We start from the raw sequence: 20,409 nt of genomic DNA on the forward strand, positions 1-20,409 counted from the left end.
ATTTCGTGAACAAACATGCGTTGCGCGGCAATAGAATTCCAAGAAACAGGCAAATAGTCAGGAACACCCAGCTAAAATCAACAACTCAAACAAGACAGGTCAGCGATAGAGGATCAGAGAAAATCGTTCTGAACCGTGCCAATTTCTTCCGTCCCCGCATCGGGCACAAAATCATCATCCGGTTGCACGACCTCTGTCATCGCCCTGCCACTGCCACCGCTCTGGCCAGATGTCGACTGTCCAGATGCTGCCGAAATGTTAATGGTCAGTGTTAATTGACCGTTTATAGCAGTTCCTTCGCCTTCGTAAACCGTGATTATCAGAGTTATCGTTTCACCGGGGTTGAGTTGCGCATCACTCTTAACCTTAAGACGATAATGAACCCCCTCAAGATGCCCGGGTACGATCTTGTTAAGATAACTGGGCTCATATTTCACCAGTTCAAACCTAGTATCATCGCTCAACTCATACCTTAAATCCGTTGGCTCGCCCTCTCCCTTAAGGTCGTCTGGATCATAGATGGCAATATTCTTCAGATATTCGCGGGAGCCAGGCGTAAAGTTAAAGGTTGCAGAATCATTTTGCCTCAACGTCACAATGGGGTTTTCAGGCACGTCATTCACATTGAGATAGAAGATTTTGTCGGCAGAAGGATTCATGGCTGAACTATCACGTAGCACGACCTTAATCACGGCCTGACTAGGCCTTGTTGAGCCTTCTTCATAAGTCACATGCTTTTCAAAATCAAATGTGGCATCGGGTTTCACCCATAGCTCATGCTGGTTCCGCACCTCAAACTTAATTTCACTGCGGTCTCGGATGAGATCAGACACCAGATCATCATTAATCTTATAGAGGAAAAACGCCGGTGCAAACGAAGGAGTAATGGTCGCGACGGCGGCGGTTGAATAGGTCATATTCTCCCCGAGGACGACCGCTGTGTTGTCAAGTATTATATCATCGTCCCTATAGAAGAAGAATACTTTCTCCATTCTCAACACATTGGTGCCATCACTCACATCCAGCTCAAGCTTGTAACTTCCGGCTCTCGGCGGGGTGAAGCTTGTGCTCGTAACCGGAGTACCGAGTGTCACTGTACCTCGCGGATCCCTGCTCCAAGTCATCCATTTGTATGTGAAGGTAAGCTCAACACCCTCAGGATCTTTGAAATTTTCCTCATTAATTGAATATTCAACCCCTGAAGGCAACAGTAAATCTGTATCAACCGGTACGCTGCTTCTGCCGGTTCCTGTCATAAGTTCAAGACTGCCAAATGGAATTTCATTCGCCACATCAGTCAACTGGATCGGGACATGAAGCTTTGCCGTGTTACCTTCTCTGTCCCTAACGGTGATTCGCAATTCAATCAGGCCATTCGGATTATGCTCGCTCTCGAAATCCAGGCTTTTATTAGCCTTGACCGAAAGCTTGCCATTACTTCTAACCGAAAATCGCGTATCTATGGCGAAAGAGCCATCCGCCTGACGACTTTCAATCGTCATCACATACCCGACATATTCGGTGCCACGCAAGGCCGTAAACAGATTGGAAACGCTCGATGTTAGGTAAAAACCTGTACCCTTTCCACTGGCATTTCCATGTGTTTCCTGGATTTCTTTCTGGGTAGCGTCCGGGTCACTAAAACCAAGGGTCAGATCGCTTTGCAACGCGGTGTCGACGGTGAATTCCCCGCTAAAGTACCGTGACGAGCTACCTGATGCAGTCTCTGTGACGCGCAAACGGTAGGTTCCTGCCTCTGTCGGTGTGAAACGCACACTGGTTGCATTCGGCACATCCTGCCAAACATTGTTCACCTTCTGCTCCCATCCATAAGTACGCTGTGTCGGGTTAGTGCTAGAACCAGCAGATTTCAATGGAGCTGTTAGTGTTTCACCAGTATACGCTCTGTTATTTTCAACACCAAACACGGACAGGATTTCCTGTCCGACTGGCATTTCCTGTCCGACTGGCGGATCACCGATGTCAGGTGTAGACTGTTCCACCACCACATTGATCCGCATGGTATATTCGGCGCTGAGGAGGCTGTCATTATAATAATCATTGTACCTAAATTTGAACCCAAAATCGTAGCTCGCAGTCGGTTGATAGGTCAGACTAGGCAGGTCATTAATCGCGATCACCTGCCCCTTTGTCACATCACTATTGTTCAGCAACAGCCTTGCATTATTTGTTGGCAGACGGCTGATTATTACAGCCGTGACAGTCAAATCAGAATTCGTCATACGCGTGCCAGCCGTGAAATCGACCAGAGTGAAGCTCGTCACCTCATTCCCCTGAACGCTGGATTTCACCTTTGCGACCTGAAATTCTATCTCTTCTTGTATGACTGTATCTGATTTGTCAGTGGCCTTAATGATCAGGGTGATCGGATCGTAGGACGTGATAGTATTACCCTGTTTCAAAAACAGGGAATAGGACTGTTTGGGCGGTTCACCATTGAAATTAAATCCCGTTGGTCTGTTAATGCTAAAAGGAGCAATTCCAAAACGGTCATCACTCAGTTCAACTTTAACACCGAATTTTTCTATGTTATCGTGAATGCTCCGGATGTTGTCCGGATCGTAAATTTCCAGACGAATCCCGGTATAGAAATTCTGAGCCGCTTCGGTGGTGGTTGGCAACACGAGTTGGTTTCCATTAATATTGATAACCGGATCTTCTAGAACGTTGTCCACATTCAGCGTGAATGTAATATCTGTAGAGCTCTCATCATTAATCTGGTGACGTAACACAATCTCGTAGCTATCTGCTACCGTGCTGTCATCACCTTGACTTTGAGGTTGGGGTCTTAGCCGATCGTACTCTAACTCGGCATCCTTCTTCAACCACAACTCATTACCGTTGCGGATTTCAAAAAGGCTCTGCAACACAGGATAATCGAGATATCTCAATCCATCGACGCTGAGAATTTCAACCGATCTGTTCGAAGAAATGGGGAGCTCAATGATTGCCAGACGCTTTGCCTCTGACACCACACCTTCATCCATTCTGTGATTATTCGGATTAGCCTGCAATGAGGAGGACGGTTCTTCTGGCACGTCATTGACCGTAATGGTCAGCGTGGCCGTATTTGTGCCACCATCACCGTCTATAACGCGGTAGGTAAAGACATCCGTAACCGTACTAGATACAGTGCGCGCAACATAGCCATAGCTGCCATCATTATTCAGCGTCAGGGTGCCGTGGACGGTTCGCACGATAAATTGACCATCGGCATTAGGGAGCAATCCAGTTGTGGCTGTGCCATCACCTGTCCAGATATGTGTAATCCGCAGAGCCGACCTGGCGGTTTCGGCATCGCTGTCATTGCTGATGACATTGCCACTTATACTCGTCCCTTCATTCACCGCGTTGCTATCATCGTTGGCATCTGGCAAATCATTAACGGCGGTGATCTGAACCTGCAATGTTTTGGGTGTCGATGTTTGCCCAGCAACAGTAACCGTTACAATAAAATAATAATTATAGTCTGTCGGTGCCGCGCTGTTAATCGCCGCGGCATCATAAGTGATTTTATAAGCCCCGCTGGTTTCATGAAACCATAAGGTGGCAAGGGGCATTGTGACTTTATGCGTGAATTCCAGATCCGTAACGGCCTCTGGGTATCTATCAACCTGATTATTAGCACTCGCATATATAGAAAAAATTTTGTTACCCGCAACAGTGGATGTGAAAATGCCGGTAACGTCATCAAAACTACCTTCACCGTTAGGCGGGTCTGTCAAAGCGGTGGGTTGGTCAATGTTGTCCAGTGCATTTGTCCGGGTGGCTTCTTGAAAGGTTACATTAGGTTGTGGAGCAAAAATATTTTTGTGCCTAAAGTCATCCCCAAAAATATTATCAAAAACGAGCAGAATGTTATTTGAACCTACATGAGCCCCTAGATAAACAGTGACCTTATGCGCACGACCGTCATATTCGTAGCTAATGATGGTGTCTGCTGGAAGGGCGCTGCCATCGGCAGATCTGAAGATGATTTTTTCATATGTATTAAAGCCACTCTCATGACCCTGACGCTTGAATCCAGTGATTATATCCGCCTGTTCCAACGTGCCGGGCGTTGCATCAATAATATAGGTTTCGCGAACGCCATCTGTGCCTGTTAGCGTATCCCTGCCAGCATTCGTAACACCATCATGCACGAAAGTCGGTGTGACACGGCCTTCAGTGAAAGCATAATTAGCACCTGGTTTAAGGTTTTCAGCGGTTAATTGAACGCCTTGAAGAATAGCAAAGACACCTTGCCTGCCGCCACCGGCAAGCGCATTTTCCAATGAATTATAGATAAGGGTATCATTCCCCTCTACCCGCACCCAGATATTGTAATGTTCTGGCACGGCACTATTAAAACGAGTGTCTCTGGCAGGGTCACCAATTCGGATTTTGTCATGCCTAATTTCAAAACCGACAATTTTATCAGCTCCGGTTTTGGGCGACACATAATTATCAACCTTGAATGTATCGGCTATAGATGCCTGTCCCAAAAGAGTTTGAGGGCCAGTGTCCACCGAACCATCGCGTGGATCACCAACGACAAAGGTTAAATTTTTTTCGATTCTGGTGTTATCGCTAGATCTAGTTACCCTAACAGTAAGTCTAATGGTGTCGCCATCCGAGAATGCATTGGTCTGACTGGTTACGACTTTATAAAGATTACCCTCAATATGCTGAACAGCGAATGTATATCTATAATCACTTGTTATATTAAAAGGACTAGCCCCACCTGATACGGTGAATCTAATGCCGGTATCTGTACCATGTTGCACCGTGCCCGCCATCAGGGTCGAATGTGCGGTAAACGCTATCTCAACGGCTTCTTGTGGCTGTGGCTGTGGTTGTGTGGGGGCATCATTTACCTCAATGCTCAGTCGGGCCGTAGCCGTGCCGCCAGTACCGTCTGACACGCGGTAGGTAAAGTGATCATAAACCAAAGGAATTAATCTGGCGAAATCTATATCGTCGTTCGCTTGATAACTATAGGCGCCCTTATCATTCAGTGTCAGGGTGCCATATTGACCTTGTAAGCTATTGCCAATGGTGCCCGCCGTCCCGCCTGTGCCATTACCTGTCCAGATATGTGTAATCCGCAGAGCCGACCTGGCGGTTTCGGCATCGCTGTCATTGCTGATGACATTGCCACTTATACTCGTCCCTTCATTGACCGCGTTGCTATCATCGTTGGCATCTGGCAAATCATTAACGGCGGTGATCTGAACCTGCAATGTTTTGGGTGTCGATGTTTGCCCAGCAACAGTAACCGTTACAATAAAATAATAATTATAGTCTGTCGGTGCCGCGCTGTTAATCGCCGCGGCATCATAAGTGATTTTATAAGCCCCGCTGGTTTCATGAAACCATAAGGTGGCAAGGGGCATTGTGACTTTATGCGTGAAAGTTGGATTACTGGTTCTTTCGGCTCCGGTTAGGCGCACTTCGTTAGCAACGCTGTAGGTTTTGGTACCCGAATCGGGGGATGTGAACGTGCCGGTAACGTCAGCAAAATTATCAGTCTCAGATGTGTCAACAATAGGTCTTGGATTGGCAATGGTGTTCAATGTTGGCACTTGCAGTGGCGGGGTGGTAACGGTGAACGGATCCGAATGAAAGGGGGCGCTGGTGGCGCTGAACACACTATCACGCGCCGTCACCTCTAGCCGATAGGTGCCTGCCTCACTCGGGGTGAAATTTGCGCTGGTTGCATTCGGCACATATTGCCATTGGCCATTCACCTGCTGCTTCTGCCATTTATAGTCAAAGTCCAATGAACTGTCATCAGGGTCAGTTAGCCCATCCGTCTGCGCCGTGACCCCCTCGCCGCCTATCTCCACATTACCATTTGTCAGACCGCTAACCGAAACCGTACCTGTCGTCGGACGATCCTGTGGCGGGGTGGTAACGGTGAATGTCGCCGAATAAAAGGGGGCGCTGGTGGCGTTGAACACACTATCACGCGCCGTCACCTCTAGCCGATAGGTGCCTGCCTCACTCGGGGTGAAATTTGCGCTGGTTGCATTCGGCACATATTGCCATTGGCCATCCGCCTGCCGCTTCTGCCATTTATAGTCAAAGTCCAATGAACTGTCATCAGGGTCAGTTAGGTTAGTAACCGCCGTGACCGCGGTGCCTGTATCCACATTGCTACCTGCCAGATTGCTACTGCTAACCGAAACCGTACCTGTCGTCGGACGATCCTGTGGCGGGGTGGTAACGGTGAACGGATCCGAATGAAAGGGGGCGCTGGTGGCGTTGAACACACTATCACGCGCCGTCACCTCTAGCCGATAGGTGCCCTCCTCACTCGGGGTGAAACGCACACTGGTTTCATTCGGCACATATTGCCATTGGCCATTCACCTGCTTCTGCCATTTATAGTCAAAGTCCAATTCATCGTCATCAGGGTCAGTTAGCCCATCCGTCTGCGCCGTGACCGCGGTGCCTGTCTCCACATTGCTACCTGCCACATTGCTCCTTGCCAGATTGCTAACCGAAACCGTACCTGTCGTCGGACGATCCTGTGGCGGGGTGGTAACGGTGAATGTCGCCGAATAAAAGGGGGCGCTGGTGGCGTTGAACACATCATCATCCACCGCCGTCACCTCTAGCCGATAGGTGCCCTCCTCACTCGGGGTGAAATTTGCGCTGGTTGCATTCGGCACATATTGCCATTGGCCATCCGCCTGCCGCTTCTGCCATTTATAGTCAAAGTCCAATGAACTGTCATCAGGGTCAGTTAGCCCATCCGTCTGCGCCGTGACCCCCTCGCCGCCTATCTCCACATTACCATTTGTCAGACCGCTAACCGAAACCGTACCTGTCGTCGGATCGTTTTGGTTCGTGATGTGAACAGTGACTGTTTTTGACACAGAACGTGTGGGATCGCTTGCCGTAATGCGCAATGTGATGACACCATTCGGGTTGTCAGCATGTTCATAATCGAATTGCTGACCAGCCTTGACATAAAGCTTGTTATTTTTAACTTCAAACCGCGTGTCACGGACAAAGCGATTACCCACCTGCCGCTCAATAACAATGGGCTGTAAATTCCCATCAGCATCATCTGCCCGCACATCTATGTTCAAATTAATCTCTGAAGGGGTGCGTGCATTGCCGATGGTTTCGTTCAGTGCGGCCTGCGGACGTGCCTGCGAGACAGTCAAAGTTGGCGGATATTCAATATCACCAACGGTGAAGCTGACATCCTTGGTAATGCGGTTGCTGGTGTTGCCGTCAATGACGGTGATCCTTAAGTCAATCGTCTCACCCGAGGTAAAGGTAGCGCGCGCGTTGGCGACGATTTGGTAGCCGCTAGCCAGATCACCCGTAAGCTTGAAACGATTATCACCGGATATAGCGACCCTAGGCGTACGGTAGCCCGACTCACCACTGTCAGCGTCAGTCACACTAAAGCTAACACCAATATTGGTGTCGCCCGCGAGCGTGCCTTCATCCAAATTGGCGTTATTCGTTACGGCCACCACAGGATCATATTCGATTGCCTCTACTTGACGCGCAACCTCCTGCTTCAACGCAGTAAGTGCAGCTTTAAGTTCAGCTCTTAATCGGTCTATTTCTTGTGCGTTCTGCTGAATATCATTCTGATTCCGTGCAATATTATCCTCATTCTGCTTAATTTGAGAGGAAATACGGGGCAATATTTTTTCGACAGCCTTGCGGACGGCTTTCCTGATAGGGTCATTGGTTTCTTCATAGATGTTTTGCTGTAAAGGATTGTATTGCTCAGGCAAATCTTCCCGATTTATGCTTTTCCTAGCAAGGCCATGTGTGATCGGTGAAACAATGTTGGCATTAGGCACAGACAAAAGGGTGTCTGGTAATTGACCTGCATATTTAGTGTTTCTTGTATCGACCATCACGGCTTTGTTTTGATGCTCGGCTGGCACTTGACCGCTATACCTACCTTGTTCGTTGGTCTGGCCAGGGATGCGATAATCATCTTCATCAATTCTTTGGTTGTTGTTCACATCCAGCCACGCAACGCCACCGCTGAATGGTTTGTTATGTACAAAGCCTGATTTTTGCACCATAGCCGGTGCGGCCGGTGCGGCCGGTGCGGCCGGTGTGGATGGCGTACCGCTGGTCGCTGGCCCACCGCCACCGCCACCACCGCCGCCGCCACAGGCTGCCAGCATCAGCACCAATGGCCAGAAACCGGGGGATAAAGAAGGTGCCACACGAGACGCCAGAGGATAAGATGTGGAAGCGGAAACAGCAGACAGGCTGGAACCCGATAAAAGCGCACGCGAAATCACAGATAATGATGCCGCATCGTGACGGCGCATATCCGCGTTATTCTTATCAACGTTATTTAGGCGATAATCATCAGGCATCTACGACTCCAAACACAACTTCCAAGAATCAAACTTCGATTCTGAAAATTATATTCGGGGTCGGTTAATTATACGTTAATTAGCAGCAATTAATTTTGATGATTTATATGTGGTGTAACAAACTGGCAAATGGGGGCTATTTGGCCAATTCGGTTTCAACAAGGCACGCCCAGTAGCTGGCACCCAAGGGCAGAAGCTCGTCGTTAAAATCATAGCGCGCATTATGCAGATTGCCATCGGCCTCAGGTTGACCCGCACCAAGCCAGATATAAGCACCGGGCTTTTCTTCAAGCATGAAGGCAAAATCCTCGGACGCCATTGATGGTTCGATATCGGTAACGATTTTATCAGCACCCAAAACAGACGCGGCAACAGACGCAGCGCGATCAGCCTCAGCCAGATGATTGACTGTTGGTGGATAACCCGCGATCCAGTCAAGCTCAAGCTCACATCCATGCGCCGCGGCGGTGGTGGCGGCAATTTCGCGAATGGACGCTTCCAATAAAGCCCGCACATCTGCCGAAAAGGCGCGTGCCGTCCCCGCCAGACGCGCGGTGCCCGGAATAACATTCATCGCACTGCCCGCTTCGAAAATTGTTACCGACACAACCGCCGGTGACAAAGGTGACACCCGGCGTGAAACAATGCTTTGCAATGATTGCACCAAGGCAGAACCGCAAATAATCGGATCAACCCCCTGATGCGGCATAGCACCATGCGCACCAACGCCATTCAGGCGAATGTCGAACATATCAGCCGCCGCCATACAAGCACCCCGATGCACCCCGACAGTCCCCACATCAACCCCCGGCCAATTATGCATACCCCAGACGGTTTGCATGTCGAACTGGGTGAACAGACCATCATCGGCCATGGCTTTGGCACCGGCGCCTTCTTCTTCGGCAGGCTGAAAAATGAAATAGACAGTGCCGTCAAAATTCCGTGTTTCAGCCAGATATTGCGCCGCCCCCAATAACATTGTCGAATGGCCATCATGCCCACAGGCATGCATGCGTCCATCTATCTGCGAGGCATGTTCGAATTCGTTCAATTCCTGCATCGGCAAGGCATCCATATCGGCGCGCAATCCTATCGCCGCATTGCTGTTTCCATTACCACGCAAAACACCCACAACACCGGTTTTACCCATGCCACGATGCACCTCGATACCAAAGGATGCGAGCTTGTCAGCGATAAAATCCGACGTCCAGACTTCCTCATAGGCGATTTCAGGATGCGCATGCAGAAGATGTCGCCAGCCACGCATATCATCATGTCGGTCAGCGATCGAATTTATAACAGCCATAGGGCGCTCCTCATATCATTTACCATTACATCATTGAATGCATCATAGGACGACGGGGTGATGCTGGCCATGCCCAATAATGGCATAATCGCAACCAGCGTCAAGCACGAGCAACTTTACGCATAGCGGCAGCTTGAATTTATATTCTGCTTGCGGGGATTTTAAGTTTTTGGTGTCAATTTCATAACGGATTTTACTATTCTTCGGGTGTGGAAATTGGTATTGACTGTGAGATTGCGCCAAAATCTAGGCTATTAGAGCTACGTTTGGTGCGCATGTCGAAAGAAACAAAACCCGCGTCGCTGACAAGACAGGGATCGACCTGACCAAAGCGCAGTGTGTGACGCTACATTTAGCATCGAATGTTCCGGCTCAATATCGGGGCAGAGATGGTTATTTAGGAGTAGATGACATGGCCGGAAACCAGCCTGATCGGGGCAATCGCGGACTGCCTGGCGGCAAACCAAGATATTCTGCCTTTGCCCTTGCGCGGCAATCGATGAGTTACCACCAAGACTGGCAACGCGCCTGGCGCGACGCCGAACCCAAAGCCGAATATGATGCGGTGATTATCGGTGGCGGTGGGCATGGCCTAGCTACAGCCTATTATCTGGCGGCTGTGCATGGCATGACCAATATCGCGGTCATCGAAAAAGGCTGGCTTGGGGGTGGTAATACAGGTCGTAACACCACCATCATCCGGTCGAATTACCTGTGGGATGAGTCAGCTGCGATCTATGAACATTCTATGAAACTGTGGGAAGGCATGTCGCAGGATCTCAATTTCAATGTGATGTTTTCCCAACGTGGCGTTCTGACCATCGCGCATAGCGAACATGAAGTCCGCGAAATGTCACGCCGGGTGCATGCAATCCGTCTGAACGGTATTGATTCAGATATTCTAGGTCCTGACGAAATCAAGGCATTTGTCCCCTGCATCAATATTGACCAGTCAATCCGCTATCCGGTTATGGGTGGGTTTTTACAGAAACGTGGCGGTACCGCACGACATGACGCGGTGGCGTGGGGATATGCCCGCGCGGCAGATGATCTGGGCGTTGATATCATCCAGAAATGCGAAGTTACCGGATTGCGTCGCCAGGGACGCAAGATTGTCGGTGTCGAAACAACGCGTGGCTATATCAAAACCGGCAAGGTTGGCTGTGTTGTCGCTGGCCATTCAAGCGTTGTTGCCGAAATGGCCGGCATCCGTCTGCCATTGGCAAGCCGTCCTTTGCAAGCATTGGTATCCGAGCCGATCAAGCCGATACTCGATACCGTAATAATGTCAAACGCGGTGCATATGTATATCAGTCAGTCTGATAAAGGCGAAATGGTGCTAGGTGCGGGTGTCGATAAATATAATTCATATGCCCAGCGGGGATCATTTCCAGTACCCGAGCATATGCTGGCCGCCGCCGTTGAGCTGTTTCCGGTATTGTCGCGTCTGCGTATGCTCCGGCATTGGGGTGGCATCGTCGATACCTGCCCTGATGCGTCGCCAATCATTTCAAAAACCGATATTGACGGACTTTACTTTGATTGTGGTTGGGGTACTGGCGGCTTTAAGGCCACACCCGGATCAGGCCATGTTTTTGCCGACCTGATTGCCAATGACCGTCCCAACAAGATTGCAGCACCCTATTCGCTTGACCGCTTCCAGACCGGATTGCTGATTGACGAACATGGCGCAGCTGGCGTGGCGCATTAGGGAACAGGAGACCAACGATGCTGATTATTGATTGTCCCCATTGCGGCCCTCGCGAAGAAGCCGAATTTGCCTGTGGCGGTGAAGCGCATATTGCCCGCCCGCTGGCCGAAAACAGCATCACCGATGCCGAATTCGCTGATTATCTGTTTCTGCGCGATAATCCCAAAGGATTGTTTCTGGAACGCTGGCGCCATACTGCCGGATGCCGACGCTGGTTCAATGTTGCGCGCGATACGGTAAGCCACGAGATCGTTGAAATCTATCCAATGGGTGCCTTACCCAAAAGCAAGCCTGCGGCTAGTGTCTTTAAAAATAGCTGGCGGCGGCAAAGCCCAGCCGAAAAAGCGGCATCACCAAATGCTACGTCATCAAAGGCATTAGGCAGCAAAGGGAGAGTCCGGTAATGGCGTTTGGAAAATCAAAGTCCCCTGCGGCGCAAACAAGCCGTAACGCCACTATGGGGCGTGTCAACCGCGCCAAACCCATCAGCTTTACCTTTGATGGCAGGCTTTATCAGGGTTATGAAGGCGATACGCTTGCTTCGGCCTTGCTAGCAAATAATGTGCATCTTGTTGGGCGTTCGTTCAAATATCACCGTCCACGTGGCATTCTGTCTGCCGGATCGGAAGAGCCGAACGCGCTGATCCGCCTTGGCAAAGGTGCCTATGCCGAACCAAATCTGCGCGCGACGCAGATCGAATTATTCGATGGGCTTTACGCCGAAAGCCAGAATCGCTTTCCATCTCTGGATGTTGATGTGGGCGCGGTGAATTCGCTTCTTGCCCGGTTTTTTCCAGCTGGCTTTTACTATAAGACCTTTATGTGGCCTGCTTCATTATGGATGACCTATGAGCATGTGATCCGCAATGCCGCTGGCCTTGGCAAGGTTGCCGATGACCATAATGACCCTGATCGCTATGAAAAAACCAACGCCCATTGCGATGTGCTGATCGCTGGTGGTGGCGCCAGCGGCCTGATGGCAGCGCTGCAAGCTGGACGCAGCGGCGCCCGTGTTATTCTGGCCGATGAACAGAATGAATTTGGTGGTTGGTTGCTTAGCGAGAATGATGTTGAGATTGATGGCGACCCAGCCAGCACATGGATTGCCAAGACAGTGGCCACATTAACCACTATGCCCGAAGTGACTTTGCTTCCGCGGACAACGGTTTTTGGCTATATGGACAGCAACTATCTGACGCTGAATGAACGTGTGACCGATCATCTGGAAGAACGACCAGCGCATTTGCCGCGCCAGCGCCTGTGGAAAGTTCGTGCCAAGCAGGTGGTTCTGGCACAAGGTGCGCATGAGCGTCCATTGGTCTTTAGCGGTAATGATCTGCCAGGCGTGATGATGGCGGGTGCCGTGCGTAGCTATATCAACCGTTACGGTGTTGTGCCAGGGAACCGCACAGCTGTCTTTACCAACAATGACGATGCCTATAGGACCGCGCTGGCACTGCATGAAGCAGGTGCCTATGTGACCGTGGTCGATCTGCGGCCTGAGCCACGTGGTGCCTTGATAACAGCCGTAAAACGTGCTGGCATTGATGTGCTGACAGGACATGCCGTGACAATCGCACATGGCGGCAAGCGGATCGCCCGCATTGAAGTCGCACCGGTCAATAAAGATGCCACCAAAGTGGTTGGCGATCAGGACTATTTTGATGTCGATCTGCTGGCGATGTCTGGGGGGTTGTCGCCGGCTGTGCATCTGCATTCGCAGGCGCGCGGCAAATTACAGTGGGATGATACAAAACTGTGTTTCAAGCCATCAAGCGTACATGAAGCCTGTTTCAATGCCGGTGCCTGTAATGGCAATTTTGATCTGGTCACGGCGATGAAAGACGGTATGCGTAACGGCACCAAGGCGGCACTTGCTGCCGGTTTCAAATGTAAAGACGCCGACATGCCGGATGTTGCAACATTCAAACAAAGCTGGCGGCCTCTGGCCGCATGGAAAATCACCAATGGCAGTGATGCCGGAAAAGGCCCTAAAGCCTTTGTTGATTTTCAGAATGATGTCACCGCGACCGATATCGGTATTGCCGCGCGCGAAGGCTATCAGTCAGTCGAGCATCTGAAGCGTTACACCACAATGGGTATGGGCACTGATCAGGGCAAAACATCAAATATCAATGCGCTGGCCATTCTGGCCGATGCGTTGGAAAGTGAAATTCCCGAAGTTGGCACCACAACATTCAGAATGCCCTATACGCCAACGAATATCGGTGCCATTGCCGGCCGCGATATCGGCGCGCTGTTTGACCCGGTCAGATTGACCCGCATGGATGATTGGCACCGCAACGCCGGTGCCAGATTCGAGCATGTCGGGCAATGGATGCGCGCCTGGTATTATCCGAAAGATGGTGAGAGCATGTCTGACGCGGTCAACCGCGAAGTGCGTGCCGCCCGGGTGAGTGCGGGCCTACTAGACGCATCGACGCTTGGCAAGATTGATATCCAGGGCAAGGATGCTGCCGAATTTCTGAACCGTATTTATACCAATAGCTGGTCAAAGCTGGCGGTTGGCAAATGCCGCTATGGGCTAATGCTCAAGGATGATGGCATGGTCATGGATGATGGCGTGACCACGCGACTTGGCGAGAACCATTTTCATATGACCACAACAACCGGCGGTGCAGCTGGTGTTCTGGACTGGATGGAAGAATGGTTGCAGACCGAATGGCCGGAACTGGATGTGTATCTGACCTCGGTCACCGAGCAATGGGCCGTGGCAACATTATCAGGCCCAAAGGCAGCTAAAATTCTCAAAGATGCGCAGATCGATATTGACCTTTCGGCAAGCAATTTCCCGTTTATGTCGATGCAGGATTGTCATATTGGCGGCATTCCGGCGCGGATTTTCCGTATTTCCTTTACCGGTGAATTATCGTTTGAAATCAATGTTCATGCCCGCCATGGTCTGGCACTGTGGACGCATCTGATGAAGGCTGGCAAAGCGCATGATATAACCCCCTATGGCACCGAAGCGATGCATGTGCTGCGCGCCGAAAAGGGCTTTATCATTGTCGGACAGGAAACTGACGGGTCGGTGACACCAACCGATCTGAATATGGACTGGATCGTTTCCAAACAGAAACCCGACTTCATCGGCAAACGCGCATTGGCGCGGCAATCAATGGCGCTGGAAAACCGCAAACAGCTTGTCGGGCTGCAAACAAAGGATCCAAAACGGGTGATCGTTGAGGGTGCGCATGTCGTGGTCGATCCTGATCAACCTATGCCTATGGAAATGCTGGGTCAGGTTACTTCGTCCTATTATTCGCCAAATGTAAACCGGTCGATCGCCATGGCGATGCTGAAAGGCGGTCATAAGATGATGGGACAGACGGTCTATCTGCCTATGCTGGACGGAGACGTTATCGAGGCCGAAATAACCGATACCGTGTTTTTTGATCCGAAAGGAGAACGCATCGATGGCTAATAATGCTGTGCAAATTCCCGGACGTACACCAATGTCCGGCCGCGATGACATAACGATACCCAACCCCGATGGGGGTAAAATCGGGCTTCAGATGCGTGAATTAAAGCATCTTGGTAAATTGAATATGCGCGGTGGCAAGGGGATCAACCCCATTGTCAATACAGCGACTGGTTGCAATCTGCCACGTAAAGCCAATAGCTATGTGTCGGCTGGCGAACGCCATGTTATGTGGCTGGGACCAGATGAATTCCTGATCCTTTGCGAAGCTGGCAAGGAAAGTGATCTGCACGGCATTATTTCAGCAGAAATCAAGAACGGCCAGCGTGCTGCTGTCACCAATGTCACCGATAGCCTTTGTGCGTTTCGCCTATCCGGGCCCGCCTTGTTAAAGGTGCTGGCCAAGGGCTGTGCGCTTGATCTGCATCCAAGCCAGTTCACCGCAGGCCAGACAGCGCAAACCATGCTGTCACATGCCGCGGTCACGATGATGGCGATGCCGGATGGCAGTATGACCATTTTGTGCCGGACAAGTTTTGCCGCCTATCTGCTCGACTGGATAGCAGATGCGTCGCTGGAATATGGTTTTAATTTCAAAGCCTAGATAAATGCCCTAGAAGTCGCTGTCGGGCAGGCCTTCCATGCGGGTGGCGATATAGGCGCGCAATTCTTCATCCTTGGCTGGATCAAGCACTGGTGCCTGATAGGACTCCAGCATTTCGGCAACACGTTTGCGCGCGCGTTCGTTGCTTTCGGCCGCGCCTTCGGCAGACCATTGTTCAAAGGTCGTATTATCAGCCAGCTCGGAACGCCAGAAAGCGGTTTCAAAATTAGCCTGTGTATGGCTGGATCCCAGAAAATGCTGACCAGGGCCAGTTTCGCGCAAAGCATCCATGGCCTGACCATTTTCACTGACATCAATAGCACTTACAAGATCCTGCATCATGGTGAGCTGGTCGGCATCAAGCAATAGCTTGGCATAATCAGCAACCAGACCACCTTCCATCCAGCCAGCCGCATGCAGGACAAAATTCACCCCACCCATAACGGTTGGAATAATCGTATGTGTTGATTCATAAGCCGCTTGTGCATCAGCTGTCTTTGATCCAGTCAACGAGCCACCAGACCGGAATGGTACATTCAGCCGCCGCGCCAGCTTGGCACAGGCATAAAGAACCTTGGCCGGTTCCGGTGTGCCAAAGGTTGGCGCACCTGTTTGCATCGACATCGAGCTGGCAAAGCTACCAAAGATTACCGGTGCCCCCGGATTAACCGCCTGGGTAAAGGCAATACCGCTCATCGCTTCGGCCAGTGTCTGAGTCAAGGTTCCCGCAACCGAGACTGGCGACATCGCCCCCGCCAGAATAAACGGCGCGGTAATCACTGCCTGATTATTGCGCGCATAAACTTTAAGCGCGCCCAGCATCGTATCATCCCATGTCATCGGTGAATTGGCATTGATTAGGCTGGTCACAACGGTATTTTTTGCAACAAAATCAGCCCCAAATAATATTTTCGACATCTCGACCGTATCGGCAGCGCGGCTTGGCGCGGTGACCGACCCCATATAGGGCTTATCCGACAGGCTTTGATGCGCATAAATCATTTCCAAGTGACGCTTGGTAATCGGCAAATCAACAGGTTCGCAGACAGTGCCACCCGAATGATGGAATCCCGGGTGCATATAAACCAGCTTCACAAAATTACGGAAATCTTCCATCGTCGCATAACGACGCTCGCCTGCGAGGTCGCGAACAAAGGGTGGGCCATAGACCGGCGCAAAGACCGTCTTATTGCCGCCAATTTCAACCGAACGTTCGGGATTGCGCGCATGCTGTGTAAAGCTGGCTGGCGCGGTCGCACATAGCTGACGGGCAAGCCCGCGTGGAAAGCGTACACGTTCACCTTTGACGTCAGCACCTGCATTGCGCAGAATATCAAGTGCCTCTGGATCATCACGAAAATCAATGCCAATTTCTTCAAGGATGGTTTCGGCATTATATTCGATAATTTCAGTAGCTTCCTCGCTGAGAATATCTACCGGAGCAATCTCGCGTGTGATAAAGGGAGCCGACAAGCCTGCAGCCCCTGCCGCGCGCATCTGACGGCGTGCATCACGACCACCACCACGGCGGCTTTTTCTTTCACTGGTCTGTGTTTCAGACATTGTCTATCCTCGGTCTTAATAAATTACCAACACTATAATCTAGGCGCGCAATTTTTCATTATTCGGATCGTATGGCGACTCATCAATTACAGTTGCTTTCAGGCGTTGATCCAGCACATCAATGAGTAATTTCGTACCCACAGCCGCCAGATCAGGTCGCACCATAGCAATTGCAAGTGATTTATCAAGGCGGAAGCCATAACCACCACTTGTAGCGCGCCCAATAACGGTGCCATCGGGCGTCATAATCGGGTTATTGCCAATCGCATCGGCGTCCGTTGTGTCATGCACCTGTAATGTAACAAGCGCGTTGCTAAAGCCATCAGCCTGCCAAGCGGCCAGATTTTTCTGACCTTTGAAATCGCCTTTGTTGAGATGAACAAAGCGCTGTAAACCACTTTCAAGTGCCGCATATTCAATCGACAATTCAGTGCCAACAAGACGGTATGATTTTTCCAGACGCATCGCATCCATCGCGCGAATGCCAAACGGCTTGATGCCAAATTCAGCACCAGCTTTCATGATCGCATCAAAGATGTGATTTTGATATTCGATCGGATGATGCAATTCCCAACCAAGTTCGCCAACAAAATTCATCCGGAAAGCCATTGCCGGTGCCAGCCCGACATCGATCATCCGTGCTGACAGCCACGGAAACGCTTCGTTGCTGAGATCGGAACGGGTGATTTTGGCAAGAAGATCGCGTGATTTTGGCCCGGCAAGAACCAGAACGCCAACCGCATTGGTGATATTTTCAAAACGCACCGACCCATCGTCAGGCATATGCTTTTTAAGCCAGTCATGATCAAGACGCTGGTTTGCACCCGCCGAAACAAGATAGAAGCTGTCGGCACTCTCACGCTGGATGGTGAATTCAGAATGAACGCCGCCACGGTCAGTGAGCGCATGGCACAAAGCAACACGACCAACTTTCTTGGGCAATTTATTGGCAATCATGTAATCGAGAAAGGCTTCGGCACCAGGCCCAGAAACGCGCGCCTTGGCAAAGGCACTCATATCAAGAACACCGACATTTTCAGCTACATTTCTGACTTCATTACCAACATGCTCAAACCATTTGGAACGGCGGAATGACCAGTCATCAACGGCCTCGACCCCTTCGGGTGCAAACCAGTTCGCACGTTCCCAGCCAAATTTCTGACCAAATACGCCACCAAGCGCCTTTAGCCGGTCATAGCATGGCGCGGTGCGTAATGGACGCCCCTCTTCACGCTCTTCATCCGGATAATGGGTGGTAAAGACATTCGCATAGGCTTCTTCATTCTTAACCTTGAGGTAGGATTGCGTTGTGTAACTGCCATAACGGCGCGGATCAACGCCAAGCATATCGATAGTAGGCTCACCCTCGACAATCCATTCGGCAAGCTGCCAACCCGCCCCACCAGCGGCGGTGATACCAAAGCTGTGGCCTTCATTGAGCCAGAAATTCGGCACATCCCATGCAGGGCCAATGATCGGATTACCATCAGGTGTATAGGCAATCGCGCCATTATAGACCTTTTTGACACCAAGCTCGCCAAAAATAGGCACGCGATGCATTGCCCATTCAATATGCGGTTCAAGCCGTTCCAAATCTTCTTGAAACAGTTCATATTCGGAATCATCACTTGGCCCATCGACGTAACAGGCAGGCGCATTTTTTTCATATGGTCCCAAAATCAGACCACCAGCCTCTTCACGCATATACCATTGCCCATCGGAATCACGCAGGACGCCCATCTCTGGCTCACCAGCGTCATGCCGTGCTTTGATGTCTGGATGCGCTTCGGTCACGATATATTGATGTTCAACCGGAATCACAGGGATATTCAAGCCAACCATCTGGCCTGTTTTGCGCGCAAAATTACCTGTTGCCGATACAATATGTTCGCAGGTGATCTCGCCTTTATCAGTGGTGACTTTCCATTCGCCAGAAGCTGTCCGCGAAATAGCCGTTACCGTTGTATTGCGGTATATTTCTGCACCACGGTCACGGGCACCACGCGCCAGCGCCTGGGTCAAATCGGCAGGCTGGATATAGCCATCTTCGGGATGACGGATCGCGCCAATCAGACCTTCGGGGTTACATAACGGCCAATATTTGACAATGTCTTCCGGGGTCAGAAAATCAACATCAATACCTATTGTACTAGCAACTCCAGCATATTGCCGATATTCATCCATCCGGTCACGCGTTGTGGCCAGGCGGATATTCGACACTTTGCGGAAGCCGACATTCATGCCGGTTTCTTCCTGTAACTGCTGATAAAACGCGACAGAATATTTATGAATCTGACCGACTGAATAGGACATGTTGAAAAGAGGCAGCAAACCGGCTGCATGCCATGTCGATCCGGAAGTCAGTTCCTTGCGCTCAATCAGAGCCACATCAGTCCAGCCTTTTTTGGCCAGATGATAAAGCGTGCTGACACCGACAACACCACCACCAATTACAACAACACGAGCATGTGATTTCATGCCGTTCCTCCTAAAAACCGGTAAATCTTTTATCAAAACCGCCTGCCATGCGGCTTAGAATATCACCCATGTATGTTATGCATAGGCTGGGCGAAAAGCATTTTTCATCCGACAGAATTTACCCAAATTTAGGCTAAAATCGAAAAAACAGACATCCAATACACGTAATGAGGCTATCAAGTTCGTGATCGGGTGTCTGTTGCTGTCACAAAAGTGTTTCAGATGGCTATGGATTTAAGCGCTGAATATCCCAGCCAGCTTTACCATTGGCGGTGAATCTGAAACGGTCATGCAGACGATGTTCGCCATCTGCCCAAAATTCGATTTCCTGTGGATCAATCGAAAATCCACCCCAATGCGGCGGGCGCGTCACAATATCCGGAAAACGGTCTTCAACAACGCGCACCTGGGCGGCCAAATCATCACGACTGGTAAGTGGGCGTGACTGGGCTGATGCCCAAGCACCAATCTGGCTACCTCGTCCACGAGATGCAAAATAGGCATCCGACTGTACCGGGTCAGCCTTGGAAACAGAACCAACTACACGTACCTGACGCCGCAGGCTTTTCCAATGAATGCAAAAGGCGGCCTTGCCCGTTGCCAGCAACTCATCGGCCTTACGGCTTTCGTAATTTGTATAAATCACAAAACCGGCAGGTGACCATTCCTTGAGCAGAACAATTCGAACCGACGGCATGCCATTAGCATCAACCGAGGCCAGCGCGACAGCATCTGGGTCGTTGATTTCGGCTTTTACCGCCTCGTCAAACCACGTTTGAAACAAGCCAAACGGATCAGTTCCAGCAACAATTTCCATCTATATGCACTCCTTAAAAGGGTCTTTATTAACCAGTAAATAAATCACTATATAAATAGTATGTTAGCGTCGGGACAACAATAGGTGCGGCGCATTGCCACCTGTCACGCATCAAGGTC

The 20,409-nt window shown here is 50.5% G+C and carries 9 protein-coding genes; 4 read left to right on the forward strand and 5 right to left on the reverse strand.

Features of this window, described 5'->3' with window-relative positions:
• Positions 1–113: 113 nt before the first annotated feature.
• Positions 114–8,369, reverse strand: a complete 8,256-nt coding sequence (locus SAR116_RS05375; protein ID WP_013045924.1) for a triple tyrosine motif-containing protein — start codon at positions 8,367–8,369, stop codon at positions 114–116.
• 136 nt (positions 8,370–8,505) lie between these two features.
• Positions 8,506–9,675 (reverse strand): M20 aminoacylase family protein, encoded by a 1,170-nt coding sequence (locus tag SAR116_RS05380; RefSeq protein ID WP_013045925.1) that lies wholly within the window; start codon positions 9,673–9,675, stop codon positions 8,506–8,508.
• Between the two features lie 412 nt (positions 9,676–10,087).
• Between SAR116_RS05380 and SAR116_RS05385 the strand changes: the two genes are divergently transcribed.
• The 4 genes from SAR116_RS05385 to SAR116_RS05400 are packed head-to-tail and all read left to right on the forward strand — an operon-like array spanning position 10,088 to position 15,432.
• On the forward strand, positions 10,088–11,386 hold the full coding sequence (locus SAR116_RS05385; protein ID WP_013045926.1) for a sarcosine oxidase subunit beta family protein: 1,299 nt from the start codon (positions 10,088–10,090) through the stop codon (positions 11,384–11,386).
• 17 nt (positions 11,387–11,403) lie between these two features.
• On the forward strand, positions 11,404–11,790 hold the full coding sequence (locus SAR116_RS05390) for a sarcosine oxidase subunit delta (protein WP_013045927.1): 387 nt from the start codon (positions 11,404–11,406) through the stop codon (positions 11,788–11,790).
• Positions 11,790–14,831: a sarcosine oxidase subunit alpha gene (locus SAR116_RS05395; protein WP_013045928.1), complete on the forward strand. Its 3,042-nt coding sequence runs from the start codon at positions 11,790–11,792 to the stop codon at positions 14,829–14,831. Before SAR116_RS05390 ends, SAR116_RS05395 begins: the two co-directional genes overlap by 1 nt.
• Positions 14,824–15,432 carry a sarcosine oxidase subunit gamma gene (locus SAR116_RS05400; RefSeq protein WP_013045929.1) on the forward strand — a complete coding sequence of 203 codons (609 nt, stop codon included), beginning with the start codon at positions 14,824–14,826 and terminating at the stop codon, positions 15,430–15,432. Before SAR116_RS05395 ends, SAR116_RS05400 begins: the two co-directional genes overlap by 8 nt.
• A 9-nt stretch (positions 15,433–15,441) precedes the next feature.
• Here SAR116_RS05400 and SAR116_RS05405 read toward each other — a convergent pair whose 3' ends face one another.
• The 3 genes from SAR116_RS05405 to pdxH form a co-directional block, all read right to left on the reverse strand.
• The gene (locus tag SAR116_RS05405) at positions 15,442–16,995 is read right to left on the reverse strand and encodes a trimethylamine methyltransferase family protein (protein WP_013045930.1); all 1,554 of its coding nucleotides are present in this window, start codon (positions 16,993–16,995) and stop codon (positions 15,442–15,444) included.
• A 39-nt stretch (positions 16,996–17,034) separates the two neighbouring features.
• A complete protein-coding gene (locus SAR116_RS05410; RefSeq protein WP_013045931.1) occupies positions 17,035–19,473 on the reverse strand; it encodes a GcvT family protein in 2,439 nt (812 codons plus the stop codon).
• A gap of 226 nt (positions 19,474–19,699) precedes the next feature.
• Complete coding sequence (gene pdxH, locus SAR116_RS05415; RefSeq protein WP_013045932.1) at positions 19,700–20,290, reverse strand: pyridoxamine 5'-phosphate oxidase; 591 nt, start codon at positions 20,288–20,290, stop codon at positions 19,700–19,702.
• Between the last annotated feature and the right edge of the window lie 119 nt (positions 20,291–20,409).

The organism is Candidatus Puniceispirillum marinum IMCC1322, from assembly GCF_000024465.1.
GTDB lineage: Bacteria > Pseudomonadota > Alphaproteobacteria > Puniceispirillales > Puniceispirillaceae > Puniceispirillum > Puniceispirillum marinum.